The organism is Sphingobium sp. (assembly GCF_036170395.1).
GTDB lineage: Bacteria > Pseudomonadota > Alphaproteobacteria > Sphingomonadales > Sphingomonadaceae > Sphingobium.
Window position 1 is genome coordinate 1 of record NZ_JAVHPD010000026.1, and the last position, 25,930, is coordinate 25,930.

28 protein-coding genes are annotated in these 25,930 nt (G+C 64.1%); 27 read left to right on the forward strand and 1 reads right to left on the reverse strand.

Features of this window, described 5'->3' with window-relative positions:
- The first annotated feature begins 4 nt into the window (after nt 1–4).
- The 26 genes from efp to aac(6') all read left to right on the forward strand — a co-directional run bounded on the left by efp (nt 5) and on the right by aac(6') (nt 22,862).
- Complete coding sequence (gene efp, locus V2B31_RS07555) at nt 5–568, forward strand: elongation factor P (RefSeq protein ID WP_328277202.1); 564 nt, start codon at nt 5–7, stop codon at nt 566–568.
- Entirely contained in the window at nt 568–936 is a 369-nt protein-coding gene (locus V2B31_RS07560; RefSeq protein ID WP_328277029.1) for a hypothetical protein, read from the forward strand. The genes efp and V2B31_RS07560 overlap by 1 nt, the downstream gene beginning before the upstream one ends.
- Before the next feature lie 48 nt (nt 937–984).
- Complete coding sequence (locus tag V2B31_RS07565) at nt 985–1,800, forward strand: inositol monophosphatase family protein (RefSeq protein WP_328277031.1); 816 nt, start codon at nt 985–987, stop codon at nt 1,798–1,800.
- 127 nt (nt 1,801–1,927) lie between these two features.
- Complete coding sequence (locus V2B31_RS07570; RefSeq protein ID WP_328277032.1) at nt 1,928–2,302, forward strand: NADH-quinone oxidoreductase subunit A; 375 nt, start codon at nt 1,928–1,930, stop codon at nt 2,300–2,302.
- Nucleotides 2,293–2,847, forward strand: a complete 555-nt coding sequence (locus V2B31_RS07575; RefSeq protein ID WP_328277034.1) for a NuoB/complex I 20 kDa subunit family protein — start codon at nt 2,293–2,295, stop codon at nt 2,845–2,847. Before V2B31_RS07570 ends, V2B31_RS07575 begins: the two co-directional genes overlap by 10 nt.
- A 151-nt stretch (nt 2,848–2,998) precedes the next feature.
- The gene (locus tag V2B31_RS07580) at nt 2,999–3,835 is read left to right on the forward strand and encodes an NADH-quinone oxidoreductase subunit C (RefSeq protein ID WP_328277036.1); all 837 of its coding nucleotides are present in this window, start codon (nt 2,999–3,001) and stop codon (nt 3,833–3,835) included.
- Nucleotides 3,835–5,070, forward strand: a complete 1,236-nt coding sequence (locus V2B31_RS07585; protein WP_328277038.1) for an NADH-quinone oxidoreductase subunit D — start codon at nt 3,835–3,837, stop codon at nt 5,068–5,070. Before V2B31_RS07580 ends, V2B31_RS07585 begins: the two co-directional genes overlap by 1 nt.
- 478 nt (nt 5,071–5,548) lie before the next feature.
- Nucleotides 5,549–6,217, forward strand: a complete 669-nt coding sequence (locus V2B31_RS07590) for a complex I 24 kDa subunit family protein (protein ID WP_328277040.1) — start codon at nt 5,549–5,551, stop codon at nt 6,215–6,217.
- Nucleotides 6,214–6,363: a hypothetical protein gene (locus V2B31_RS07595; protein ID WP_328277210.1), complete on the forward strand. Its 150-nt coding sequence runs from the start codon at nt 6,214–6,216 to the stop codon at nt 6,361–6,363. Before V2B31_RS07590 ends, V2B31_RS07595 begins: the two co-directional genes overlap by 4 nt.
- Nucleotides 6,364–6,591 (forward strand): hypothetical protein, encoded by a 228-nt coding sequence (locus V2B31_RS07600; RefSeq protein ID WP_328277042.1) that lies wholly within the window; start codon nt 6,364–6,366, stop codon nt 6,589–6,591.
- Nucleotides 6,591–7,922 (forward strand): NADH-quinone oxidoreductase subunit NuoF, encoded by a 1,332-nt coding sequence (nuoF, locus tag V2B31_RS07605; RefSeq protein WP_328277204.1) that lies wholly within the window; start codon nt 6,591–6,593, stop codon nt 7,920–7,922. The genes V2B31_RS07600 and nuoF overlap by 1 nt, the downstream gene beginning before the upstream one ends.
- Entirely contained in the window at nt 7,922–8,338 is a 417-nt protein-coding gene (locus V2B31_RS07610; protein ID WP_328277044.1) for a clan AA aspartic protease, read from the forward strand. The genes nuoF and V2B31_RS07610 overlap by 1 nt, the downstream gene beginning before the upstream one ends.
- Entirely contained in the window at nt 8,331–10,337 is a 2,007-nt protein-coding gene (gene nuoG / locus V2B31_RS07615) for an NADH-quinone oxidoreductase subunit NuoG (RefSeq protein ID WP_328277046.1), read from the forward strand. Before V2B31_RS07610 ends, nuoG begins: the two co-directional genes overlap by 8 nt.
- A gap of 148 nt (nt 10,338–10,485) precedes the next feature.
- On the forward strand, nt 10,486–11,529 hold the full coding sequence (gene nuoH / locus V2B31_RS07620) for an NADH-quinone oxidoreductase subunit NuoH (protein ID WP_328277048.1): 1,044 nt from the start codon (nt 10,486–10,488) through the stop codon (nt 11,527–11,529).
- A gap of 125 nt (nt 11,530–11,654) precedes the next feature.
- A complete protein-coding gene (locus tag V2B31_RS07625; RefSeq protein WP_328277050.1) occupies nt 11,655–12,017 on the forward strand; it encodes a hypothetical protein in 363 nt (120 codons plus the stop codon).
- Nucleotides 12,014–12,499 (forward strand): NADH-quinone oxidoreductase subunit NuoI, encoded by a 486-nt coding sequence (gene nuoI / locus V2B31_RS07630; RefSeq protein WP_328277052.1) that lies wholly within the window; start codon nt 12,014–12,016, stop codon nt 12,497–12,499. The genes V2B31_RS07625 and nuoI overlap by 4 nt, the downstream gene beginning before the upstream one ends.
- Nucleotides 12,500–12,641: 142 nt before the next feature.
- A complete protein-coding gene (locus V2B31_RS07635; RefSeq protein ID WP_328277054.1) occupies nt 12,642–13,253 on the forward strand; it encodes an NADH-quinone oxidoreductase subunit J in 612 nt (203 codons plus the stop codon).
- 139 nt (nt 13,254–13,392) lie between these two features.
- The gene (gene nuoK, locus V2B31_RS07640) at nt 13,393–13,698 is read left to right on the forward strand and encodes an NADH-quinone oxidoreductase subunit NuoK (RefSeq protein ID WP_328277056.1); all 306 of its coding nucleotides are present in this window, start codon (nt 13,393–13,395) and stop codon (nt 13,696–13,698) included.
- Nucleotides 13,699–13,813: 115 nt separating this feature from the next.
- Nucleotides 13,814–15,907, forward strand: coding sequence for an NADH-quinone oxidoreductase subunit L (nuoL, locus tag V2B31_RS07645; RefSeq protein WP_328277058.1), 2,094 nt, complete (start codon nt 13,814–13,816; stop codon nt 15,905–15,907).
- Nucleotides 15,907–17,454: an NADH-quinone oxidoreductase subunit M gene (locus tag V2B31_RS07650; protein ID WP_328277060.1), complete on the forward strand. Its 1,548-nt coding sequence runs from the start codon at nt 15,907–15,909 to the stop codon at nt 17,452–17,454. Before nuoL ends, V2B31_RS07650 begins: the two co-directional genes overlap by 1 nt.
- Complete coding sequence (gene nuoN / locus V2B31_RS07655; protein ID WP_328277062.1) at nt 17,454–18,890, forward strand: NADH-quinone oxidoreductase subunit NuoN; 1,437 nt, start codon at nt 17,454–17,456, stop codon at nt 18,888–18,890. The genes V2B31_RS07650 and nuoN overlap by 1 nt, the downstream gene beginning before the upstream one ends.
- Nucleotides 18,891–18,934: 44 nt before the next feature.
- A complete protein-coding gene (locus tag V2B31_RS07660) occupies nt 18,935–19,693 on the forward strand; it encodes a biotin--[acetyl-CoA-carboxylase] ligase (RefSeq protein WP_328277206.1) in 759 nt (252 codons plus the stop codon).
- A gap of 10 nt (nt 19,694–19,703) precedes the next feature.
- Nucleotides 19,704–20,486: a type III pantothenate kinase gene (locus V2B31_RS07665; RefSeq protein WP_328277064.1), complete on the forward strand. Its 783-nt coding sequence runs from the start codon at nt 19,704–19,706 to the stop codon at nt 20,484–20,486.
- Nucleotides 20,483–22,120, forward strand: a complete 1,638-nt coding sequence (locus tag V2B31_RS07670) for a ribonuclease J (RefSeq protein WP_328277066.1) — start codon at nt 20,483–20,485, stop codon at nt 22,118–22,120. Before V2B31_RS07665 ends, V2B31_RS07670 begins: the two co-directional genes overlap by 4 nt.
- An 11-nt stretch (nt 22,121–22,131) precedes the next feature.
- Nucleotides 22,132–22,401, forward strand: a complete 270-nt coding sequence (locus V2B31_RS07675; protein WP_328277068.1) for a DUF1467 family protein — start codon at nt 22,132–22,134, stop codon at nt 22,399–22,401.
- Nucleotides 22,398–22,862 (forward strand): aminoglycoside 6'-N-acetyltransferase, encoded by a 465-nt coding sequence (gene aac(6'), locus V2B31_RS07680; RefSeq protein ID WP_328277070.1) that lies wholly within the window; start codon nt 22,398–22,400, stop codon nt 22,860–22,862. The genes V2B31_RS07675 and aac(6') overlap by 4 nt, the downstream gene beginning before the upstream one ends.
- A gap of 7 nt (nt 22,863–22,869) precedes the next feature.
- On the opposite strand, the gene V2B31_RS07685 is transcribed toward aac(6'), so the two are convergent.
- Complete coding sequence (locus V2B31_RS07685; RefSeq protein WP_328277075.1) at nt 22,870–25,545, reverse strand: hypothetical protein; 2,676 nt, start codon at nt 25,543–25,545, stop codon at nt 22,870–22,872.
- Nucleotides 25,546–25,624: 79 nt separating this feature from the next.
- Here V2B31_RS07685 and V2B31_RS07690 point away from each other — a divergent pair, with 79 nt between their 5' ends.
- Nucleotides 25,625–25,927, forward strand: coding sequence for an Hpt domain-containing protein (locus tag V2B31_RS07690; protein WP_328277078.1), 303 nt, complete (start codon nt 25,625–25,627; stop codon nt 25,925–25,927).
- Nucleotides 25,928–25,930: the final 3 nt, after the last annotated feature.

The window sequence follows — 25,930 nt, forward strand, 5'->3', positions numbered from 1 at the left end:
TCCCATGAAGATCAGCGGCGTGGACATTCGTCCCGGCAACAATATCGAATATGAGGGCGGCCTGTGGCGCGCCGTCAAGATCCAGCACACCCAGCCCGGCAAGGGCGGCGCTTACATGCAGGTGGAGCTGAAGAACCTGATCGACGGGCGCAAGAATAATGTCCGCTTCCGCTCGGCCGAGACGGTCGAGCGCATCCGCCTGGACACCAAGGATTTCCAGTATCTCTACGCCGAAGGCGATATGCTGGTGTTCATGGACACCGAAACCTACGAGCAGATCAATCTGGCGGCCGACCTGATCGGCGATGCCGCCGCCTTCCTTCAGGACGGCATGATGGTGGTGCTCGAAATGTATGACGAGCGCCCGATCAGCGTGCAGCTGCCCGAAACCATCGAGGCGACGGTCGTGGAGGCCGACGCGGTGGTGAAGGGCCAGACCGCTTCGGCGAGCTACAAGCCTGCCATCCTCGACAATGGCGTGCGCGTGATGGTTCCGCCGCACATCGTCACCGGCACGCGCATCGTCGTCGATGTCTATGAACGCGAATATGTGAAGCGGGCCGACTGATGCGGCTGGCGCGCGGCAGGGCAGGGGCGGCGATCCTGGCGGTCGCGTTCATGCCGGCTGCGCTGCCCGCGCAGACCGCCGCGCCGGCCCGGCCGAGCCGCGCCCAGATCGACAATGCGGCGCAGGTGCTGCGCATCATCATGACCGCGCTGCAATCGAGCGAGGTCGGTCAGCCGGTCAAGAATGCGCTTTTCGACTGCGTCTATTCCAATTCGATCAGCATGGTGAGCGCCGAGACCGACAAGGTGATCGCCGCCAATGGGGGCAAGGTCGATCGCAAGGACGCATCGCAGATGCTGGCGGTGATCGCGGGCGTATGCGGCTATCGTCCCGCGGCGCCGGCGGCCAAGCCCGCCCCCAAGAGATAGCAAGCAGGCCGCTCGCGCGCGTGACGCCGAGCGGTGGAGATAGAGACAATGGTATCGCACTCCGGCCTTCTGACCGTCATGGAACGCGCCGCGCGCAAGGCGGGCGCACGGCTGCGCCGCGACTTCGGCGAGGTCGAGCATTTGCAGGTCAGCCGCAAGGGGCCGGCCGACTTCGTGTCGAAGGCCGACCAGCAGGCCGAGCGCACGCTCGTCGAGGAATTGCAGAAGGCGCGGCCCAATTGGGGTTTCCTGCTGGAAGAGGGCGGCGTGATCGAGGGCGATCCGACCAAGCCCCGCTGGATCATCGATCCATTGGACGGCACCACCAATTTCCTGCACGGCATCCCGCACTTCGCCATTTCGATCGCGGTCGAGGAGCCGCTTTATGGCGGCAACAAGCGCGAGATCACGACGGGGCTGATCTATCAGCCGGTGACCGACGAAAGCTATTGGGCGGAGAAGAGCCGGGGGGCGTGGCGGCACGACCAGCGCCTGCGCGTTTCGGCGCGGCGCGACCTGGCCGATTGCGTGATCGCGACCGGCATCCCGTTCCTGGGCCATGGCGACATGGCGCAATGGACCCGCATCTTCGGCGCGGTCGCGCCGTCGGTCGCGGGCATCCGCCGCTTCGGCGCGGCGGCGCTCGACCTCGCCCATGTCGCGTCGGGGCGGTATGACGGTTATTGGGAGAGTGGCCTCAAGCCCTGGGACGTTGCCGCCGGGCTGCTGCTCGTGCGCGAGGCGGGCGGCTTCACCAGCGATTTTCGCGGCGGCGAGCAGATGATCGACCGGCAGGAAGTGATCGCCGGAAACGACGCCATTCATTCCAAATTACATAAGTTGGTGGCCGGCGCGTTGCGCTGATGTAACAGAGGGCAAGCGCTTCGGGTGACTGGCCTTTTTGCGAGTCATTCTCACGGCGCCCGCCCCTTGCTTCGCATGTGCAGCGGGCCTAAAGCGCGCCCACAACCTTTTCGCCCAGGGGATACCGTTGGTCGATCTAAGCCAATATCTGCCGATCCTGATCTTTCTCGGGGTCGCGCTGCTGCTCTCCGGCACGTTCGTTTTCCTGCCGATGCTGGTCGGCCGCCTGACCGGGGCGCATAGCCCAGACCCGGCCAAACTCAGCGAATATGAATGCGGATTTCCGGCCTTTGAGGAGCCGCGCAGCCAGTTCGACGTGCGCTTCTACCTGGTCGCGATCCTCTTCATCATTTTCGACCTGGAAGCGGCGTTCCTGTTTCCGTGGGCGGTGAGCCTCGACCAGATCGGCTGGGCCGGCTGGACGACGATGATGATCTTCATAGCGGAGCTGGTGCTCGGCCTCGTCTATGCGTGGAAGAAGGGAGCACTCGATTGGGAGTAGAACTCACAACGCCAGCGCCCGGCACCCTGCCGCCGCTCGGCACCCAGCCCGATCAGGCCTTCTTTGATTCGCTGAACGGCGAAGTCGGCGACAAGGGCTTCCTCGTCACCTCGACCGAAGAGCTGTTCCAGTGGGCGCGCACCGGTTCTTTGTGGTGGATGACCTTCGGCCTCGCCTGCTGCGCGGTGGAGATGATCCACGTCAACATGCCGCGCTATGACATGGAGCGGTTCGGCGCCGCGCCTCGTGCTTCGCCGAGGCAATCGGACGTGATGATCGTGGCGGGCACGCTGTGCAACAAGATGGCCCCGGCGCTGCGCAAGGTCTATGACCAGATGTCCAACCCGAAATATGTGATTTCGATGGGCAGCTGCGCCAATGGCGGCGGCTATTATCACTACAGCTATTCGGTGGTGCGCGGGTGCGACCGCATCGTGCCGGTGGATATCTATGTCCCCGGCTGCCCGCCGACCGCCGAGGCTTTGCTCTACGGCGTGATGCAGTTGCAGCGGAAGATCCGCCGCATCGGAACGATCGAGCGGTGAGCGTGGTGATGGTTAATACTTGCAAATCCTCCCCTGAAAGGGGAGGTGGCAGGCGAAGCCTGACGGAGGGGTGTCCCCTTCTCGATAGGGCGACACCCCTCCACCACCGCTTCGCGGCGGTCCCCCTCCCCTTGCAGGGGAGGATTTGATCATGGGCCATTCCGCACCGAGGATCGCGACCATCGACGGCATCGCCGAGGAAATCGGCGGCCTGCTGGGGTCGATGCTGATCGAGACCGTCCACCATGCCGACGAATATAGCTTCACCGTCGTGCGCGAGGCGCTGGCCGACGCGCTGACTTTGCTGCGCGACCGGGCCGGCTATCAGCAGTTGATGGAGATCGCTGGGGTCGACTATCCCGACCGGCCTGAGCGGTTCGAGGTCTGCTACCATCTGCTGAGCGTCACGCGGAACCATCGCGTGCGCGTCAAGGTGACGACCGACGAGGGCACGCCTGTCCCCACCGTCACGCACATCTGGCCGGTCGCCGGCTGGCTGGAGCGCGAGGTGTTCGACATGTATGGCGTGGTGTTCGACGGCAATACCGACCTGCGCCGCATCCTCACTGACTATGGGTTCAAGGGGCATCCGTTCCGCAAGGACTTCCCGCTCACCGGCTATGTCGAGATGTGGTATAGCGAGGAGGACAAGCGGGTTGTCTACAAGCCGGTCAAGCTGGCCCAGGATTTCCGCCAGTTCGACTTCATGAGTCCCTGGGAAGGGGCGGAATATATATTGCCGGGCGATGAAAAGGCGCCGCAGGCTCCGGGCGCGCCGTCGCCTGTCGCCGCGCCGCCTCCGCCGCCGGCCGCGCCCAAGGGCGAGCCGGCCGGCGCGACTCCCAAGGTGACGGAGAAGAAGGACGATACCGGCGCTGGCGAGCCCGCCAATGCGAAGGCGGCGGAGAAATCCGCCGACGCGCCGGTCAAGCCGGAACACCATACCGACGAGGGCAAAGGCGTCGCCAAGCCCGAGGACAAGGGCTGATGGCAGACTATCTCGACGAACTGGACCATCGCACCGACGCCAGCGACCCGACGCTGGGCGATACGGACATCCAGAATTACACGATCAACTTCGGCCCGCAGCACCCGGCCGCGCATGGCGTGCTGCGCCTCGTCATGGAACTGGACGGCGAGATCGTGGAGCGCTGCGACCCCCACGTAGGCCTGCTGCATCGCGGCACCGAGAAGCTGATCGAGTACAAGACCTATCTGCAGGCGCTGCCCTATTTCGACCGGCTCGACTATTGCTCGCCGCTCGGCATGGAGCATAGCTATGTGCTGGCGATCGAGAAGCTGCTGAACCTGGAAGTGCCGCTGCGCGCGCAATATCTGCGCGTGTTCTTCGCGGAGCTGACGCGCATCTGCAATCATATGCTGAACTTGGGGTCGCATGTGATGGACGTGGGCGCGATGACGCCGAACCTGTGGCTGTTCGAGATTCGCGAGGATTGCCTCAATTTCTTCGAGCGGGCGTCGGGCGCGCGGATGCACAGCGCCTATTTCCGGCCGGGCGGCGTGCATCAGGATGTGCCGCTAAAGTTGCTGACCGACATTGCCGACTGGCTGGACACGCGCCTGCCGCGCCTGTTCGAGGACGCGATGAGCCTGGTGATTGACAACCGCATCTTCAAGCAGCGCAATGTCGACATCGCCGTCGTCTCCAAGGAAGACGCGCTGAAATGGGGCTTTTCCGGCCCGATGATCCGGGGCAGCGGCATCCCGTGGGATATCCGCAAGTCGCAGCCCTATGACGTCTATGACCGGATGGAGTTCGACGTGCCCGTCGGCACCGCGTTCGACTGCTACGATCGTTTCATGGTGCGCGTCGAGGAGGTCCGCCAGTCCGCGCGGATCATGAAGCAGTGCCTCAACGAAATGCCCGAGGGGCCGATCGCCAGCTTCGACCGCAAGGTGGTGCCGCCCAAGCGCGGCGAGATGAAGCGGTCGATGGAGGCGCTGATCCACCACTTCAAACTCTACACCGAGGGCTTCCATGTGCCCGCGGGCGAAGTCTATGTCGCGACGGAAAGCCCCAAGGGCGAATTCGGCGTCTATCTGGTCGCGGACGGGAGCAACAAGCCCTATCGCTGCAAGATCCGCCCGACCGCCTTCTCGCACCTTCAGGCGATGGACTTCATGATGAAGGGCCATATGCTCGCCGACACCACCGCCGTTCTGGGCGCGATGGACATCGTGTTCGGGGAGTGTGACCGGTGAGAACCCTTCTCATCGCTTCTGTCACTACGGCTCTTGCGTTCGGAATGGCGAATGCAAGCGTGTCGACTACTGACCCCGTCGATGAATTTGTCCGCGCTTTGGCCGAAGCTAAGTGGGACGTGGCGACGAAAATGGTCCGGGGTTCGATTTCGCAGCTGAATGGTACAGGGCCGGAGGTGGTCGGTGGTCCGCACCAAGGTGTGTGGCACGAGAGAATAGTGCAAGGACGAACCGCCGTATCTGCGAGCGATTTGGTTTCTTCCATTGGATCGTGTTCGTTCGGTGAAGCGCGGCTGTTGGACGGGTCTAAGGCGGAATCGTCTGATAAGGTGGTTCGCGTGTCTTACGCCTGCAATCCAGCATATGTGGTTCATTTCGTTGTTCGGCGGACCGAGGATTTCAAAGGAGTTTCCGTGTCGGATCTTGGTAAGAGCCTCTCGGTGGTTCGATCGGATGTATCAGCCGGAGGTAATCAGTAATGGCTGACGCACCCCATATCCCCGACGAAGCCGAAACCCGCGCGCGCTGGGGCGCGTTTGCGTGGACGGCGGAGAATGCCGCGCAGGCCGAGAAGGTCATCGCCCGCTATCCAGCCGGCCGCCAGCAGTCCGCCGTGATGCCGCTGCTCGACCTGGCGCAACGGCAGGTCGGCGCGGAAACGCAGACGCAGGGCTGGCTGCCCGTGCCGGTGATGGAATATATCGGGCGTCAACTCGATATGCCGTACATGCGCGTCTATGAGGTTGCGACCTTCTATACCATGTATAATCTGGCCCCGGTGGGCCGCTATCATGTGCAGGTGTGCGGCACGACGCCCTGCATGTTGCGCGGCTCCGACGACGTGTTCGCGGCCTGCAAGAACAAGGGGCTGGTCAAGGGCGCGACCACGCCCGACGGCCTCTTCACCCTGACCGAAGTCGAATGCCTGGGCGCCTGCGCCAATGCGCCGATGGTCCAGATCAACGACGATAATTACGAAGACCTGACCTATGACAGCATGAGCGCGGTGCTGGACACGCTCGCGGCCGGCGGTCAGCCCAAGATCGGGCCGCAGACCGAGCGCCAGACGAGCTGCCCCGAGGGCGGGCCGACCAGCCTTACCGCGATGGTCGGCGAAAATCACGATTATCGGGGGGAATGGGCGTGAACGCGCTGGTCGCCATCGTCCTCGGAATCATTGTCTTCGTGATCGCGCTCAAGATCATCGGCGCGGTGCTGGGCTTGGTCATCAGCCTTGGCCTCGCGCTGGCAGCCTATTTCGTCGCTGAAAAGCTGATCGGGAAGGGGCGCTAGATGACGGATAAGATCGAGCACCTTATCCTTGAACAGCTTCGCCGCCTCGATCAGAGGCTCGACAATATGGAATCCGATATGTCGGACATAAAACTGCGTATGACCGCAACCGAAGAGCATCTGGCGTCCATCATGATGTCAGTGGCAGGCATCAACGCCCGTATGGACAAGCTCGACAACCGGGTCGGGCGGATCGAGCGTCGGCTCGACCTGACGGAGACCAAATGATGGCGGAAGAAACGCCCGCTCCCGCGCCATTCGTCGGCCCGCTGGAGGACAAGGACCGCATCTTCACCAACGTCTATGGCTTCCAGGACTGGGGCATCGACGCTGCATGCAAGCGCGGCGATTGGGACAATACCAAGGCGCTGCTGGCGATCGGCCAGGACGAGATCATCAACCGCATCAAGGCGAGCGGCCTGCGCGGCCGTGGCGGCGCGGGCTTCCCGACCGGCATGAAGTGGAGCTTCATGCCCAAGGAAAGCAAGGATGGCCGTCCGAGCTTCCTGGTGATCAACGCCGACGAATCCGAGCCGGGTTCGTGCAAGGATCGCGAGATCATCCGCCACGATCCGCACAAGCTGATCGAGGGCGCGCTGGTCGCCGGCTTCGCGATGCGCGCGCGCGCGGCCTATATCTATATTCGCGGCGAGTTCATCTACGAGGCGAAGGTTCTCTTCGCCGCCGTTGAGCAAGCCTATGCCAAGGGCTTCCTCGGCAAGAATGCCTGCGGGTCGGGCTATGATTTCGATGTGTTCGTCCATCGCGGCGCGGGCGCTTATATCTGCGGCGAGGAAACCGCGCAGATCGAGAGCCTGGAAGGCAAGAAGGGCCAGCCGCGCCTGAAGCCGCCTTTCCCGGCGGGGGCCGGCCTCTATGGCTGCCCGACGACGGTCAACAATGTGGAATCGATCGCGGTCGCGCCGACCATCCTGCGGCGCGGGCCGGAATGGTTCACGCGCTTCGGGCGGGAGAATAACAAGGGTACCAAGCTATTCCAGATCAGCGGCCATGTGAACAAGCCGTGCGTGGTCGAGGAGAGCATGTCGATCCCGTTCCGCGAACTGATCGACCGGCATTGCGGCGGCATTCGGGGCGGCTGGGACAATCTGCTTGCCGTGATCCCCGGCGGCTCCTCGGTGCCTTTGGTGCCGGCCAAGGAGATCATGGACGCGCCGATGGATTTCGACGGTCTGCGCGCGCTCGGCTCGGGCCTTGGCACCGCCGCCGTCATCGTCATGGACAAGTCCACCGACATCATCCGCGCGATCAGCCGGTTGAGCTACTTCTACAAGCATGAAAGCTGCGGCCAGTGCACGCCCTGCCGCGAAGGCACCGGCTGGATGTGGCGCGTGATGGAGCGGCTGCGCACCGGCGACGCCGACCAGAGCGAGATCGACATGCTGTTCCAGGTGACCAAGCAGGTCGAGGGACACACCATCTGCGCGCTGGGCGACGCGGCGGCCTGGCCGATCCAGGGCCTGATCCGTCACTTCCGCCCGGAGATCGAGCGCCGGATCGCCGAACGCGGCGCGCCCGTGATGGAGGCGGCGGAATAATGGGCCTCGTCTATCAGCATATTCGTCTCTCCAATGCGGCCAGGCCCGAACTGGAAGAGATCGATGCGAATGCGCTGGTGGATTCAGGCGCGATCGATCTGTGCATCACTCCCCTGATCGCCAAGCAGTTGCGGCTGACCAAGCTCGAAGATCGCATGATAACAATGGCTGACGGTCGGTCCGAGATTGTCGAATATGTCGGCCCGGTGCTAGTCGAGGTCTTCGGACGGCGCACGTTCACCGGCGCTCTGGTAACTGGCAATCAGGTTCTGCTAGGCGCTATCCCGATGGAATCGATGGACGTGCTTATCGATCCGCGTCGTCAGCAACTGATTCCGAATCCGGCTCACCCGAACATCCCCGGCGCCATGGCCGTTGGCGTGCTCCCGGCGCGCAAGGAAGACGACAATGCCTAAAGTCAAAGTAGATGGCGTAGAAATAGACGTCCCGGCGGGCGCGACCGTGCTCCAGGCGTGCGAGCTAGCGGGCAAGGAAATCCCGCGCTTCTGCTATCATGAGCGCCTCAGCATCGCCGGCAATTGCCGCATGTGCCTGGTCGAGGTGAAGCCTGGGCCGCCCAAGCCGCAGGCGAGCTGTGCGCTGCCCGCCGCGGACAATCAGGAAATCTTCACGCAGACCGAAATGGTCAAGAAGGCGCGCGAAGGAGTGATGGAGTTTCTGCTCATCAACCACCCGCTCGATTGCCCGATCTGCGACCAGGGCGGCGAGTGCGATCTGCAGGATCAGTCCATGGCCTATGGCCGGGGCGGCAGCCGCTTCGACGAGAATAAGCGCGCCGTCACCGAGAAATATATGGGGCCGATCGTCAAGACGGTGATGACCCGCTGCATCCAGTGCACCCGCTGCGTGCGCTTTGCCGAGGAAGTCGCGGGCGTGCCGGAGATCGGCGCGATCTATCGCGGCGAGAATATGCAGATCACCACCTATCTGGAACATGCCGCCAAGAGCGAGCTGTCGGGCAATGTGGTGGACCTGTGCCCGGTGGGCGCGCTGACCAGCAAGCCCTATGCGTTCGAGGCGCGGCCGTGGGAACTGAAAAAGACCCATGCGATCGACGTGATGGACGCGGTGGGGACCAACATCCGCCTCGACAGCCGGGGCCGTCAGGTGCTGCGCGCCGTGCCGCGCATCAATGACGATGTGAACGAGGAGTGGGCGTCGGACAAGACCCGGCACAATGTCGATGGTCTGGTCCGCAAGCGGCTCGACAAGCCCTATGTCCGGCGCGACGGCAAGCTGGTTCCCGCGACCTGGGACGAGGCGTTCAAGGCGATCGCCGCCGTGCAGCATGGCGGCAGCGTCGCGGCGATCGCTGGCGATCTGCTCGATTGCGAGACGATGTTTGCGGGCAAGCTGCTGGTTCAAAAGCTGGGCGGCACGATGCTGGAAGGGCGGCAGACCGGGCTTGCCTATGACGTGTCGAGCCTGTCGGCGGTCGTGTTCAACACGCCACTCGCCGATCTGGAGACGGCGGACGTCATCCTGCTCATTGGCACCAATTTGCGCTGGGAAGCGCCGCTGGTGAACACGCGGATGCGCAAGGCGATCAAGCGCGGGGCCAAGGTGTTCGGGATCGGGCCGGAGTTCGACCTCACATATAAGGTCGAGTGGCTGGGCAATGACGCTTCGCTGCTCGGCAAGCTGCCGCAGGCGGTGCTGGACGCTTTCGGTGGCGCGGCGCGGCCTGTGGTGATCGTGGGCGGCGGCGTGCTGGCGAAGGATGGCGCGCATGGCGACACGCTGGGGCTGGTCGAGACGCTGGGCCTCATCAAGGACAGTTGGAACGGCTACAACCTGCTGCATTTCGCGGCGGCGCGCATGGGCGGGCTGATGCTCGGCTGGGCAATGGATGGCGGCGTCAAGGCGATGGCGGCGGCCAAGCCGAAGCTGCTCTTCTCGCTGGGTGCGGACGAGGTCGATTATTCGGCGTTTGGCGAGAGTTTCAAAGTCTATATCGGCCATCATGGCGACAAGGGCGCCCACGCCGCCGACGTGATCCTGCCGGGGGCGAGCTATGCCGAGAAGGCGGGCACTTACGTCAATCTGGAAGGCCGGGTGCAGCGCGGCGACAAGGCCGTGTTTGCGCCCGGCGACGCGCGCGAGGACTGGTCGATCCTGCGGGCGCTATCCGATGTGCTGGGCGCGCGGCTGCCGTTCGATAGCTTCGACCAGCTGCGCGCGCAGATGGCGGAAGCGGTTCCGGCGCTGGGCGTCGAGGGGCTGGCGGGCTATGGCTGGTCGATCCCGTCGTTGCCCACTGGCGCGACTGGCGAATTCGCCTCGCCGATCAAGGATTTCTACCTCACCAACGCGATCTGCCGCGCCAGCCCGACGATGCAGCAATGTTCGGCGGAACTGATCCACGGCGAGACGTTTGCGGAGGCCGCGGAGTGATGCTGTCGTCGATCAAAGCTCCCTCTCCCCGATGGGGAGAGGGCTGGGGTGAGGGGGCTCGACGCCAATGTCGGCCTCTGCCTTCGACCTCAGCACACCCTCACCCAACCCTCTCCCTTGAGGGAGAGGGCTTTAAGGGGCTGCTTAAGTGACCGCTTTCTTCCAAAATCTGGGCCTGCCGTTCGAGGGCGCGTGGTTCGTGTCCACCATCATCGGCATATTGCTGATCGCGCTGCCGGTCATGCTGGCGGTCGCGATGATTATCTATGCCGACCGGAAGATCTGGGCGGCCATGGCGTTGCGGCGCGGCCCCAACGTGGTCGGGCCGTTCGGCCTGCTCCAGTCCTTCGCGGACGGACTGAAGGTTTTCCTTCAGGAAACCATTATCCCGTCGGCGGCGAACAAGACCCTGTTCCTGATCGCGCCGATCATCACCTTCACCGTCGCGCTGATGGCCTGGGCGGTGGTGCCGTTTCAGGTGGGCGTGGTGCTGGCCAACATCAATGTCGGGCTGCTCTACATCCTCGCCATCTCGTCGCTCGGCGTCTATGGCGTGGTGCTGGCCGGCTGGGCGTCCAACTCCAAATATCCCTTCTATTCGGCGATCCGCGCGTCGGCGCAGATGATTTCCTATGAAGTCTCGATCGGCTTCATCCTGATCTGCGTCGTGCTGTGGGCGGGCAGCTTCAACCTGACCGCGATCGTGGAAAGCCAGAGGGGCTATTATGGCTTTCTGAACGGCAACGGCTTCAACCCGCTGCTCTTCCCGATGGCGATCATGTTCCTGATTTCCGCCATGGCCGAAACGGCGCGGGCGCCCTTCGACCTAACCGAAGCGGAAAGCGAGCTGGTCGCGGGCTATCAGACCGAATATTCGTCGATGGCCTTCGCGCTTTACTGGCTGGGCGAATATGCCAACGTGATCCTGATGTGCGCGCTCAACGCCATCCTGTTCTGGGGCGGATACCTGCCGCCGGTGGACTGGGCGCCGCTCTATTGGGTGCCCGGCATCCTTTGGCTGTTCGCCAAGATATTGTTCTTCTTCTTCGTCTTCTCCTGGGTGAAGGCGACGGTGCCCCGCTACCGCTATGACCAGCTGATGCGGCTGGGCTGGAAAATCTTCCTGCCGACCTCGCTGCTGTTCGTGTTCCTGGTGTCGGGCTTCCTCATGCTGACGAGGTATGGGGGATGAGAATAGTTACAGCCTGCGTTGGTAGCTGCCTTGTTGCGTTTGCGGCGGCAAGCATTGCGCAGACGCCGGATGACCCAACAAGGCGATCGGCCTATCTGTGCCAGATTTGGCCTCGTGGAGGACCAATGCCGGGTAACGATCCACCAAGGTTCAACTTTGGTTTTCTTCTACCGGCGGGACCGGAAGCCGGCGTGATGCAGGTCGATGAAACAATCGACAATGTCGGCGCGCTTGAGGGTGCAAAGCTCGTTAATGTGCGTTCAACGGCACCCGGCACGCTTGCTGCTTTGACCGGACCGATCAGAGATAAAAAGACGGTTCTTGTAAGCTTGACCGGCAGTAAACGTGGCCCTTGGCTGGATGCTGGAATTGGTCGAACAGATGGAACGAATAACGTGAAGTTTGTAGGTGCCTGCTTCGGCTTGCGTACTGCGACTACGGCTGACGATTTTCATTCAGCATTCGCTGAAGGGCGGAAAGCACAATGAGCCTCGGATACTACATCAAATCCTTCACCCTCTGGGAGTTCGTGAAGGCGCATTGGCTGACCTTGAAATATTTCTTCAAGCCCAAGGCGACGATCAACTATCCCTATGAGAAGAACCCGATAAGCCCGCGCTTCCGGGGTGAACATGCGCTGCGCCGCTACCCCAATGGCGAGGAGCGCTGCATCGCGTGCAAGCTGTGCGAGGCGATCTGTCCGGCGCAGGCGATCACCATCGAGGCGCAGCCGCGCGAGGATGGCAGCCGCCGCACCACGCGCTACGACATCGACATGACCAAGTGCATCTATTGCGGATTCTGCCAGGAAGCCTGCCCGGTGGACGCGGTCGTGGAAGGGCCGAATTTCGAGTTTTCGACCGAAACCCGCGAGGAGCTGATCTACGACAAGGCCAAGCTCCTCGAGAATGGCGACAAGTGGGAGCGCGCGATCGCCGCGAACCTTGCCGCCGATGCGCCCTATCGGTAATGCGCCCGATGTCTGATTCAAAGCCGTTCGGGCTGAGCCTGTCGAAGCCCTCCACTGAGCATGGCGAAGTGCCTTCGCTTCGCTCAGGTGAGCCCTTCGACTTCGCTCAGGGCGAACGGATGATGGGGGGTCGTCAGGACCAATGATCCATGTAATCGCCTTCTACCTGTTCGCGACGCTCGTCGTGTGCAGCGGCGCGCTGACGATCCTGTCGCGCAACCCGGTCCATTCGGTGCTGTGGCTGATCCTCGCTTTCTTCAACGCGGCGGGGCTGATGGTGCTGCTGGGGGCCGAGTTCATCGCGATGCTGCTGGTCATCGTCTATGTCGGCGCGGTCGCGGTGCTGTTCCTGTTCGTGGTCATGATGCTCGACATCGACTTTGCCGAACTGCGCGCGGGCTTCGTCGACTATCTGCCGTTCGGCCTGCTGCTCTCGCTGGTGCTGCTGGGGGAGATCGTGCTGGGCATTGGCCTCTGGAGCGCAGGCCCGATCGAACTGGCGCAGCGGGCGGCCCCGGCCAACCCTGAACTGAGCAATATCCAGGCGATCGGCGGGCTGCTCTATACGCGCTACATCTTCCTGTTTGAGGCGGCAGGCATCGTGCTTCTGGTGGCGATGATCGGCGCGATCGTGCTGACCCACCGCGCGCGCGGCGGGGTGAAGGGCCAGAATATCGCCCGACAGAACCGCCGCCGGCCGCAGGATGCGGTTCGCAATATCAATCAGCCCGTGGGGGAGGGGGTGGAGCTGTGATGCAGTCCATTCACTTGATCCCGTTCGGGCTGAGCCTGTCGAAGCCCTTCACTGAGCGGAGCGAAGTGCCTTCACTTCGTTCAGTTGGGCCCTTCGACTTCGCTCAGGGCGAACGGATGTTTTTCATGGGGGCAAAGGCATGATCGGCCTTCAGCACTATCTGGTCGTCAGCGCGATCCTGTTCGTGATGGGGGTGCTGGGCATCTTCATCAACCGCAAGAATGTCATCATCATCCTGATGGCGATCGAGCTGATCCTGCTGAGCGTCAACATCAACCTTGTCGCGTTCAGCGCCTTCCTGGGCGATCTGGTCGGGCAGGTGTTCAGCATGTTCGTGCTGACCGTCGCGGCGGGTGAGGCGGCCATCGGGCTTGCCATCCTCGTCATCTACTTCCGCGGTCGCGGCACGATCGCCGTCGATGACATCAACCGGATGAAGGGCTGATGCGGGCAATTAACATCCGTCATGCCAGCGGATGCTGGCATCTCTCTTCTTCGGGCGCTGCTGAAGAAAAGCGAGATCCCGGCCTCCGCCGGGATGACGAAGGGGGTGCGTTTCTGTGATCCAGCTTATCGTCCTTCTTCCGCTGCTGGCGGCCGCCATTGCGGGGCTTGGCAATAAGGCGCTGGGCAAGCTGCCGGCCAAGATCGTCACTACGGGCGCGCTGTTCGCCAGCTGCGCCATGAGCTGGCCGATCTTCATCGGTTTTCTGACCGGCCATAGCGAAGCCTATGTGCAGCCGCTGTTCACCTGGATCGAAAGCGGCAGCTTCGACGCGCAATGGGCGCTGCGCGTCGACACGATGACGGCGGTCATGCTGGTGGTCATCACTAGCGTCTCCAGCCTCGTCCACCTCTACAGCTGGGGCTATATGGAGGAGGAGCCGGATCAGCCGCGCTTCTTCGCCTATCTCTCGCTCTTCACTTTCGCGATGCTGATGCTGGTGACGTCGAACAATCTGCTCCAGATGTTCTTCGGCTGGGAAGGCGTCGGCCTCGCCTCCTATCTCCTCATCGGCTTCTGGTTCCGCAAGCCGAGCGCCAACGCCGCCGCGATCAAGGCGTTCGTGGTCAACCGCGTCGGCGATCTCGGCTTCATGATGGGGATTTTCGGCACCTATCTGGTGTTCAACACCATATCCATCCCCGAAATTCTGGAAGCCGCGCCATCGATGGCAGGATCGACCATCGGGTTCCTGGGTTACCGCTTCGACACGATGACCGTGCTCTGCCTGCTGCTGTTCATCGGCGCGATGGGCAAATCGGCGCAGCTTGGGCTGCACACCTGGTTGCCGGACGCGATGGAAGGCCCGACGCCGGTGTCGGCGCTGATCCACGCCGCGACCATGGTGACGGCGGGCGTGTTCATGGTGTGCCGCCTGTCGCCGATGTTCGAGACGTCGCCGACGGCGCTCGGTTTCGTGACCTTCATTGGCGCTGCGACCTGCCTGTTCGCGGCAACGGTCGGCACGGTGCAGAACGACATCAAGCGCGTTATCGCCTATTCGACCTGTTCGCAGCTCGGCTATATGTTCTTCGCGGCGGGCGTCGGCGCTTATGGCGCGGCGATGTTCCACCTCTTCACCCACGCTTTCTTCAAGGCTTTGCTATTCCTGGGCGCCGGCTCGGTCATCCATGCGATGCACCATGAGCAGGACATGCGCTATTATGGCGGCCTGCGGAAGGAGATTCCGATCACCTTCTGGACGATGACGCTGGGTACGCTCGCTATTACTGGCGTGGGTCTCCCGCTCATCGGCTATGGCTTTGCGGGCTTCTATTCCAAGGACGGCATTCTGGAGGCGGCGTTCGCGTCAGGCGGGTCGGGCGTGGGCGCTTATTATGTCGGCGTGTTCGCGGCGTTGCTGACCAGCTTCTACAGCTGGCGGCTGGTGTTCCTCACCTTCTTCGGCAAGCCGCGCTGGGCCGCGTCGGAGCATATCCAGCATGCGATCCATGACGCGCACGGGCATGACGATCATGCGACCCACGGCCATGGATCGGAGCACGACGATGCGCCGGCGCAGGAAAATGCCGGTCATGATCCTCACGGTCATGAGGCCGACGCGCACGCTCTGCCTAGCGGCACCGGCGGCTATCATCCGCACGAAAGCCCCTGGGTCATGCTGGTTCCGCTGATCGTGTTGAGCCTGGGCGCGGTGTTTGCCGGGTTCGTCTTCCACGATCAGTTCATTGGAGCCGAAGGCGGCGTCGAGTTCTGGAAGGGTTCGCTCGCCTTCGACAGCCACCTGATGCATGCGGCGCATGAAGTGCCGACCTGGGTCAAGTTCGGGCCGTTCACGGTGATGGCGCTGGGCTTCATCATCGCCTGGCTGAGCTACATCAAGAACACCGACTGGCCGCAGCGCTTCGTTTCGCAGTTCGGCGCGCTCTACCAGTTCCTGCTCAACAAATGGTATTTCGACGAGCTGTACAATGTCCTGTTCGTGAAGCCCGCCTTCGCCATCGGTCGCTTCTTCTGGAAGTTCGGTGACATCGGCTTCATCGACCGCTTCGGCCCCAACGGGCTCGCCGCGCTGGTGGTGCAGGGCAACAAGATCACCCGTCGGATCCAGTCCGGCTACCTCTACACCTACGCGCTGGTGATGCTGATCGGGCTCGCCGCGGCCGCAACCTGGGCGATGACACGATAATGGACGGCTTCCCCATCCTTTCCCTGATGATGGCAGTGCCGATGGCGGGGGCCATCGCCTGTCTCTTCGCGGGCGCCAATGCCGCGCGGTGGATCGCGCTGATCGCGACGTTGGTCGATCTGGTGCTGGGCATCCTGCTCTGGGCGAATTTCGACCAGGGCGGGCTCCAGTGGCAGTTCCAGGAATATTCGCCGATCTTCGGCCGCTTCGCCTGGGCGCTGGGGATAGACGGCATCGCGCTGATGCTCATCATCCTCACGGTCTTCCTGATGCCCATCTGCATCGGCGCGAGCTGGGAAGCGATCAACAAGCGCGTCGGCGAATATATGGCGGCCTTCCTGTTCATGGAGGTGCTGATGATCGGCGTCTTCGCGGCGCAGGACATCTATCTCTTCTACGTGATGTTCGAGGCCGGCCTGATCCCGATGTACCTCATCATCGGCATCTGGGGCGGCGCGGACCGCATCTACGCCAGCTACAAATTCTTCCTCTACACGCTGCTCGGCTCCGTGCTGATGCTGATCGCGATGATGTGGATGGTACATGAGGCGGGCACGACCGAAATTCCGGCGCTCATGGCCTATGATTTCGACCCGCATGTCCAGACCTGGCTGTTCCTGGCCTTCTTCGCGAGCTTCGCGGTCAAGATGCCGATGTGGCCGGTGCACACCTGGCTGCCCGACGCGCACGTTCAGGCGCCGACAGCGGGTTCGGTCATTCTGGCGGGCGTGCTGCTGAAGATGGGCGGATATGGCTTCATCCGCTTCTCGCTGCCGATGTTCCCCGAAGCCTCTTCGCAACTCGCATGGCTGGTGTGGGGCCTGTCGATGGTGGCGGTGGTTTACACGTCGCTGGTCGCGCTGGTGCAGTCTGACATGAAGAAGCTGATCGCCTATTCGTCGGTCGCGCACATGGCGATCGTGACGGTCGGCCTGTTCGCCTTCAACCAGGCGGGTATCGAGGGCGCGATGATGGTTATGCTGGGCCATGGCCTGGTGTCGGGCGCGCTCTTCCTGTGCGTCGGCGTCATCTACGACCGGCTGCATACGCGCGAGATCAGCCGTTATGGCGGGCTCAGCATCAACATGCCCAAATATGCGGTGCTGTTCCTGCTGTTCACCATGGCCTCGGTGGGCCTGCCGGGCACGTCCAACTTCGTGGGCGAATTTCTGGCGCTGATGGGCATCTACCAGGCGTCGAGCTGGGTGGCTTTGGTTTGCACCACCGGCATCATCCTCGGTGCCGCCTATATGCTCTATCTCTATCGCCGCATCGCCTATGGCGAGCAGGTCAATGCCGACGCGGCGGCCATGCCCGACCTGTCGGCGCGTGAGATCGCGCTGCTCGCGCCGATCGCGGCGGCGGTGCTGTGGATGGGCGTCTATCCCGAAAGCTTCCTGGCGCCGATGCGGTCCGACATCCGCGCGCTCGAAGCGCGCCTCGCTCCTGCGGCGCCCGCAGGCGATTCTCATATCAAGATGGGCGCGGCCAAGCCGGCCGGCGAGGCCCATCATGAAGAAGTATCCGCGCACGGGGAGGCGCACTGATGATCGATTCCGCTTCCCTTCTGGCGGTCCTGCCGGAACTTATCCTGACCGCCGGCGGCCTGGTGCTGATGCTGGTCGCGGCGTTCGGCGGCGACGGGACCGCGCGCGTCGTCAACTGGCTGGCGGTGCTGACGCTGGCGATTGCCGGCGTGTCGATCTCGACCTCGGTCGCCAACGGGCCTGATGCCTTTGACGGGCTCGTGCGCGCCGACGCTTTCTCCGCTTTCGCCAAGGCGCTGATTTATGGCGCGGCGGCGGCGGCGATCCTGCTCGCGCCGCGCTTTTTCCTGACCGACGGCAAGGAGCGGCCCGAATATCCGGTGCTGATCCTGTTCAGCAGCATCGGCATGGGCATGATGGTGTCTGCGGGCGACCTGTTGACGCTTTATGTGGGCCTCGAAATGCAGAGCCTTGCCGCCTATGTGCTGGCGAGTTTCATGCGGCAGGATGGGCGCTCGTCCGAAGCGGGCCTCAAATATTTCGTGCTGGGATCGCTGGCGAGCGGCATCCTGCTCTACGGATCGGCCTTGCTCTATGGCTTTACCGGCACGACCGCGTTTGACGGCATCGCTGTTGCGATGGGCGATGGCGTGTCGAACGGCGAACTGTTCGGCATGGTGTTCCTGCTCGCGGGCCTTGCTTTCAAGATGAGCGCCGTGCCCTTCCATATGTGGACGCCCGACGTTTACGAAGGCGCGCCTACGCCCGTCACCACCTTCTTCGGCAGCGCGCCCAAGGTCGCGGCCATGGGCCTTGCCGTCCGGGTCGCGATCGAAGCGCTGGGTCCGGCAGGGCTGGACTGGCAGCAGATCGTGATTTTCGTGGCGCTGGCCTCGATCATCCTGGGCGCGGTCGCGGCGATCGGCCAGACCAACATCAAGCGGCTGATGGCCTATTCGTCGATCAACAATGTCGGCTTTGCACTGATCGGTCTAGCCTGCGGCACGCCCGCCGGTGTGGCTGCGACGATGAGCTATATGGCGATCTATGTCGTCATGACGATCGGCGCCTTCGCCTGCATTCTCCAGATGCGCGACGCCGAAGGCCGCCCGGTCGAAAGCATCGCCAGCCTGTCCGGCCTGTCGCAGTCGCGCAAGGGCCTCGCGGCGGCCTTCGCCATCTTCATGTTCTCGATGGCCGGCATCCCGCCGCTGTTCGGCTTTTGGGCGAAGTTCCTGGTGTTCGATGCCGCCGTCGCCGCCAACCTGACTGCGCTTGCCGCCTTCGGCATCGCGGCGTCGGTGATCGGTGCTTTCTATTATCTCAAGATCATCAAGACGATCTATTTCGACGAACCGGCCGCCGCCTATGAGGCGAAGGGCGGCGCGGTCGAGAATGTGATCCTGACCGCCTGCGCCGTGGTGATCGTGTTCGGTTATCTGCTGAACCCGGCGCTCGACGCGGTGAGCGCGGCGGCGGCGGCGGCGCTCTTCTGAGCTTGCGGCGTTTCGTCGAGGAGACCGGCTCCACCAACGCCGACATGCTGGCGCTGGCGGAGCAGGGCGCGCCCGAAGGCACATGGCTGCGCGCCGGGCGGCAGACCGGGGGGCGGGGGCGGAGGGGGCGATCGTGGGAGAGCCCGGACGGCAATCTCTATTGTTCGACGCTGGTCCAGCTAGGCCCAAATGATCCGGCGGCGCATACGCTGGCGCTGGTTGCCGCCAATGCTGTCCATGCCTTGGTTGCGCCCTTATGTTGCAGAACCAGTGCTCCTGCGGAAGCAGGAGCCCAGGGTGGAGGGCGCGCCGGTCAACCCTGGACTCCGGCTTTCGCCGGAGTACGAGGCGGGGACGGGCCAGGCCAGACCAAAATCAAATGGCCTAACGATGTGCTTGTCGATGGCGCGAAGATAGCGGGCATCCTGCTGGAGCGACTGGGCGACGCGATCGTAGTCGGCATCGGGGTTAATGTGACCGGGCATCCGACTGGCCTAGATCGCCCAGCCACAAGTCTTGCCGCGCAGGGCGCTACCGACGCGGAAGCGGGCGCTCTGCTCGAGCGGCTGGCGCAGCTTTTCGGCCATTGGCTCGGCATTTGGCGCGCGCAGGGGCTGGAGCCGGTGCGGACGCACTGGCTGCTCAACGCCCATCCGGCCGGAACGCCGATGCGAGTCGCGCTGCCAGACGGCGCGGTGGTGGAAGGCGCGTTCGATACGCTCGACCGGGACGGGATGCTGATCCTGCGCTTGGCGAATGGGGATAGCCGTGCCATTCACGCCGGCGACATCATTCTGACCTGAGGAACGGTCCATGCTTCTCGCGATCGACGCGGGCAACACCAATGTGGTTTTCGCGCTGCTCGACGGGCGGGAGATTCGCGCGCGCTGGCGGATCGCCACCGATCCTCGGCGCACGGCGGACGAATATGCGGTATGGCTGAACCAGCTGCTGATTCTGGAAGGCTATGCCATTGCGGACGTGGACGCTGTTATCATCGCCACCGTCGTGCCGCGCGCGCTCCACAATCTTCAGGTGCTGGCGGACAAATATTTCAAGACCAGCGCGCTGATCGCCGGACAGGCGCCGGTCGAATGGGGCATCGAACTCGACGTGGCGGAGCCGTCGTCGGTCGGAGCGGACCGGGTTGTAAACGCCATCGCCGCCCACCATCTTTACGAGGGCGATTTGATCGTCATCGATTTCGGCACGGCGACGACCTTCGACGTGGTCGACTATACCGGCGCCTATAAGGGCGGGATCATCGCGCCGGGCATCAACCTGTCGCTGGATGCGCTGGTCGCGGCGGCGGCGAAGCTGCCCAAGATTGCGATCGCGCCGCCCGAGAGCAAATCGGTGATCGGCCGCACGACCGAAGCGCAGATGCATATCGGCGTATTCTGGGGCTATGTGGCGATGATGGAAGGATTGGTGGCGCGGATGCGCGCCGAAATAGGCCGCCCGGCTCGGGTGGTCTCCACCGGGGGCCTTGCGGTCCTCTTCAACGACAACAGCGATATTTTCGATGCGATTGCGCCGGACCTTACCATTCAGGGCCTCGCGCTATTGCACGAACGGAGTTTGAAAACAGAATGACACCTGGAAATGAGCTGCTCTTCCTGGCCCTTGGCGGGTCGGGGGAGATCGGCATGAACGTCAATCTTTACGGCTGTCAGGGCAAGTGGGTCATGGTCGACCTCGGCCTGACCTTCGCCGACCCGGCCTATCCCGGCGTGGAGCTGGTGCTGCCCGATCTCGGCTTCATCGAGGAGCGCGCCGACGATCTGCTCGGTATCGTGCTGACCCACGGCCATGAGGATCATATCGGGGCGATCCCCTATCTTGCCGCCGACCTTGGCGTGCCGCTCTATGCCACGCCCTTCACCGCCGGTCTCATCCGCCAGAAGCTGGACGAGGAAGGGCTGACCGATGACGTAGACCTGAATGTCATCGACAATGAAGGCAGCTTCGCGCTTGGCCCGTTCGGTTTCCGCTATGTCCCGCTGGCGCACTCGATCCCCGAAGGCAATGCCGTCCTGATCGACACACCATACGGCCGCATATTCCATACCGGCGACTGGAAACTGGACGAGCAGCCTTTGCTCGGCCAGCCGTCCACGCCGCAGGAATTGACCGCGATCGGCGACGAAGGGGTGCTGGCGCTGGTGTGCGACAGCACCAACGTCTTCAATCCCGAAGCGAGCGGCTCCGAAAGTGATGTGCGCGAGGGGCTGATGCAGACCATCGCCGGCGCGAAGGGGCGGGTGCTCGTCACCACCTTCGCCTCCAACGCCGCGCGGGTGCAGACTTTGGGCGAGGTCGCTCTCGCTACCGGGCGCAAGCTCTGCGTCGCGGGGCGTTCGCTCGACCGGATCATCGGCACAGCCAAGGCGGCCGGCTATCTCAAGAATTTCCCGCCAATGATCGACTGGGATGACGCCATGGCGCTACCCCGCGACGAGGTGATGATCGTGGCGACCGGTGGGCAGGGGGAAGCGCGGGCGGCGCTTGCCCGCATCGCCTTCGACAGCCATCCGATCAAGCTGAGCGAAGGCGATATGGTCGTCTTTTCCTCCAAGCAGATCCCCGGCAACGAGATCGCCATTGGCCGCATCCAGAATGCGCTGGCGCAGAAGAATATCCTGATGGTCACCGATCGGCAGGCGGAGGTTCATGTGTCGGGCCACCCCGGTCGCCCCGAACTGGAGGCGATGTATCGCTGGGTCAGGCCGCAGATATTGCTGCCCGTCCATGGCGAGCGCCGCCATATGGCGGAACAGGCGCGGCTCGGCATCAGCAGCGGCATTCCCCATGCTGTCGTCCAGTCCAATGGCGACCTGCTGCGCCTGGCGCCGGGCGCGCCGCAGATCATCGGGCATGAGGAGACCGGCCGGCTGGTGCTGGACGGCGACGTCATCCTGCCCGCGGACGGATCGACCATGAACGAGCGGCGCAAGGTTGCGCTGCACGGGCAGATCAGTGTCGCGGTGGCGCTCGATCGGAAGGGCAAGTTGATCGGCGATCCGGCGCTGCGCACCCAGGGCGTGCCGGTGGAGGAGGACAAGGACGCCTTCCTTGCCGAAGCCGCCGATGAAGCCGCCGCCGTCATCGGCAAGGGATCGTCGGAAGAAGAAGCGCTCCGCGAGCGCGTCCGCCTGGCCGTGCGCCGCACCGCGACCCGATGGACGGGGAAGAAGCCGGTGGTGGACGTGCTGCTGATCCGCGCCTAAAATCGCCGACGATGAACTGGTACGCGATCTTTGCGATCTATTTCCTGATGTGGGTCGTCAGCGCCTTCATCATGCTCCCCTTCGGCATCCGCACGCCCGACGAGACGGGCGAGGTGCTGCTGAAGGGGCAGGCGGACAGCGCGCCGAGCAATTTCCGGCCGGGGCTGGTGGTTGCCCGCGCGACCATATTGTCTGCGGTGCTGTTCGGCCTCTACTACGCCAATTATGTGCAGGGCTGGGTGACTATCGACATGCTGCCGGGATATCCCGCCCCGCGATGAGCGAAGGCGCGCCGAATATCATCGTTGCCGATGCGCACCATGTGGAGCGCTGGGCGCTGATGCGCGCGGCGCTCTGGCCCGAAGAGAGCATCGCCGAGCATCGCGAGGACATATTGGCCCTGCTGCGGCAGGGCGACGGCAAGGGCATCACCCTGCTGGCGCTCGACGCGCGCGAAGAAGCGATCGGCTTTGCGGAAGTCGCGCTGCGCCACGATTATGTGAATGGCTGCGAGACCAGCCCGGTCGTGTTTCTGGAAGGCATCTATGTCGATCCCAATGCGCGGCGACGCGGCGTGGCGGCGGCGCTGACCCGCGCGGCGGCGGATTGGGGGCGGGCGAAGGGCTGCACCGAAATGGCGTCGGACGCTGACATAGCCAATGCAGCCAGCCACGGCTTTCACGCCGCCATCGGGTTCGCCGAGACCGAACGGGTCGTCTATTTCCGCCGGCCGATCGGCTGATCGCTCTTCACTGCCGCAGCCGCTCGATCGCCTGGGCGAGCGCGACATAGAGCTTGCCCATGTCCGACGAGAGGATGGCGACGCCGAGCGCGTTGCCGTCGCGCGCCGACAGGATGATCCGCAGCATCGCTTCGAAGTCGTGAATGTAGCGGTTCACATGATCGCGGAATTCGGCGTCCTCATCATAATGAAGCGCGATCTCACGGGATTCGCCGGCGTCCAGCAGCTTGACCGCGCGGCGGGTGAACACGCCGCGATCGCCCTTCAGATAGGCGGACCAGGCCGAATCGGTCACATCGTTCGACAGAATTTTCGCGACGTCGATCGCGGTGCTGTTGAGCGATTCGATCAGGAGCGCGGAGCGACGGGCGAAATGGTCGCGGTCGCGATCCTCGGAAGCCTGGGCAGCGTCGCTGATCCGCTGTTCGACGCTGGCGCTGGTGTCGGCGATGGTGAGAAGCTGGCGGGTGAGCCGCTCCGACGCCTGGTGCGCGGCCTTGACCGCTTCTTCGGCGACGCGCGAAAGCTGGGCGATCTGCGCCGTCACCTTGGCGTCGATGATGCCGGTCAGCGCCTCGTCGCTGGCGGCGGCGAGTTGCTGCGCGGCCTCGGGGATGGCGCGGCCCAGTGCCTGGCGCGCGCGCTCGGCGGCCTGATCGGCGGTGTCCTTGACGCGGAGCAGGGCGGTGACGAGCAGCGGACCGGCCCCTTCGGTGATGCGGCGCGCGTCCTGATCCGCCGCGTCGAGCGCGGACCGCAGCCGGTCGACCAGCTCGCGATTGGCCTTGAGGCCGCCTGCCGTGCTTTCCAGCCATTCGGTAAGCCGGCTGCCCTGGCCGCGCAGCATCGATTCGGCTTCTTCGGCGCGGCCGACGAGCGCTTCGGAAATCGCCTCCAGCCGTTCCATCTCGGGCGTCGCCGCGCCCAGCAGCGCGCGGCTCTGCTCGACCCGCGCATCAAAGCGGGCGAGCGCGCCGGGATAGGTTTCGTCCAGCTCGCGTACGCTCGAATCGAGCGCAACCAGCAGCGTTTCCGCGCTGCCGACCAGCTTTTCGGCGGTAAGGCCGCCCGCGCCGAGCGCAGCGTCGATCCGCTGCGTCTCCTGGGTCATGCGGCCGAGCGCGGCGATCAGCCGGTCGGTGCGGGCGAGCGCGCTTTCTTCCAGCGCGGCGAAACGGGTCTCGGTCGCGCCGATCGCTTCGCCCAGCGTGTCGTGCAGCCCCGCCATCAGGCTGCGCTGCCCGTCCATCAGCGCGTCGAACTGGTGCAGGCGGCTTTCGATGTCGCTGATCGTTTCGCTAAGACCGGCGACCGTCTCCTGGCTGATGCCGTCGAGCGTGTCGCGCGCGCGATTGACGAGCGTGTCGAGGGCCGCTGCCTGGGCGGACAGACCCTGGTCGGTCGCCATCAGCGTGTCGCGTACCCGGCCGAGCACCGTGTCGAGGCGGCGGCGCAACTCGCCATCGATCGCATCGGCGTCGCGCTCCAGCGCGGCGAGCGCATCCTCGCCCGCAGCGGCGATCGACTCGCCGGCGGCCGCGACCAGCGTTTCCAGCGCCGTGCTGCGCCTGGCGAGATCGGTGTCGGCAGCCGCTAGGGCGGCACGAACCCGATCCGATGCCGCGTCGAGCCGCTGGCTAAGCGCGTCGCCCATCGCCGCGAGATCGGCGTCGAGCCGGCCGCGCACCGCATTGCCCGTGTCCGCGACACCGGCCTGGGCGGCGTCGATCAGGGCGGTAAGAGCGGCGGCCTGCGCCTCCATATCCTGCCGGCTGCGGTCCATCGCCGCGCGCGCGCCCTGCGCGGTTGCGTCGATGCGGCCGGAGACGATTTCGGCCATGCCAGTGACTTCCTCGGTCGCGGCGCGGCTTGCCTCGCGGACCTGCGAAAGCTGGGCGGTCAGGCTCTTGGTCGCGGCGAGGGTGCGGCCGCGCGCCTCGTCCGACAATTCGGTCAGGGCATGGAGGCGGGCTTCGAGCGTGTCGATCCGCTCGGCGAGCGCATGGCCATTGTCCATGATCGTCGCCGCCATGCGGCCGCTGCGATCCTCAAGCTCCGGCATCGCGCCGATCAGCGCTTCCATCTGGCGGACCAGCGCCTGTCCCGCCTGCTCGGCGGCTTCGGCGCGCTGGGCGGTCGATTGGGCACGCGCGGCGATGAGTTCGGCTGACGCCTCCATATTGCTGCTGGCGGCGGCGCCATAGCTGTCGAGCAGTTCGGCCTGATCCTGCATCGTCTGGCGCGCGGATTCGAGTTGCGCGCTGATCCGGCCGAGCCGCAGTTCCAAGAGGTCGGCCTCGGTCCGTAAGGCGCGGGCGGTGTCGAGATAGCGGCGCGATTCGGTGCGGCCGTTCCGCGCGACGATCAGATAGACGAGGCCGAGCAGGATCAGCGGCGCGGTGAGCGTCACTACTGCGTTGGCCCAGGCCGAGGGGCCGGCGGCGAGATCGCCCGAGACGATGATCGCCCAGCCGGCGAACGCCACCCAGGCGAACGCGACCAGCGCCAGCGCGATGCGAACCTGCGCCAGGAGCGCGTCGGTCGCGCCGGGCACGGCATCATCCGGCTCGTCTATGTCGAGAACCGCCTGTTTCAATAGCAAAATATCTTCCGCCCGCGATTCGTTGCCGATCGCCTCTTGGTCGTCGGGCCAGAACTCGACGATGGTGCTGCCCCCTGTCATGGCCCCATCCTATCATCTTTTCGGGCCACGAAAATGCCTTGTTACCAAAACTTAACCCGCTGGCCCTAGCATTCGGCCCATGTCCTATGATCCTGGCGCCCTTCATGCTGCTCTCGCGGCCGCCGTCGGCGAAGACAGCGCGCTGATCGCGGACCTGCGCGTCGCCTTCATGGAAAGCGCGGCGCGGCAGATCGACCTGCTTTCGCGGGCGCGCTGCGACGCCAATTGGGAGCTGGCCGCGTGGCGGCTGAAAGGGCTGGCGGCGAGCTTCGGTCTGACCGCGCTTATGGCGCTGGCCGACGAAGCCGCGCAGGCAGCGCCGGGCGATCCGACTGTCATCCGCCGCCTGCGGGCGGCGCTGGCGGGGCTGGAGCAGGGCTGAGCG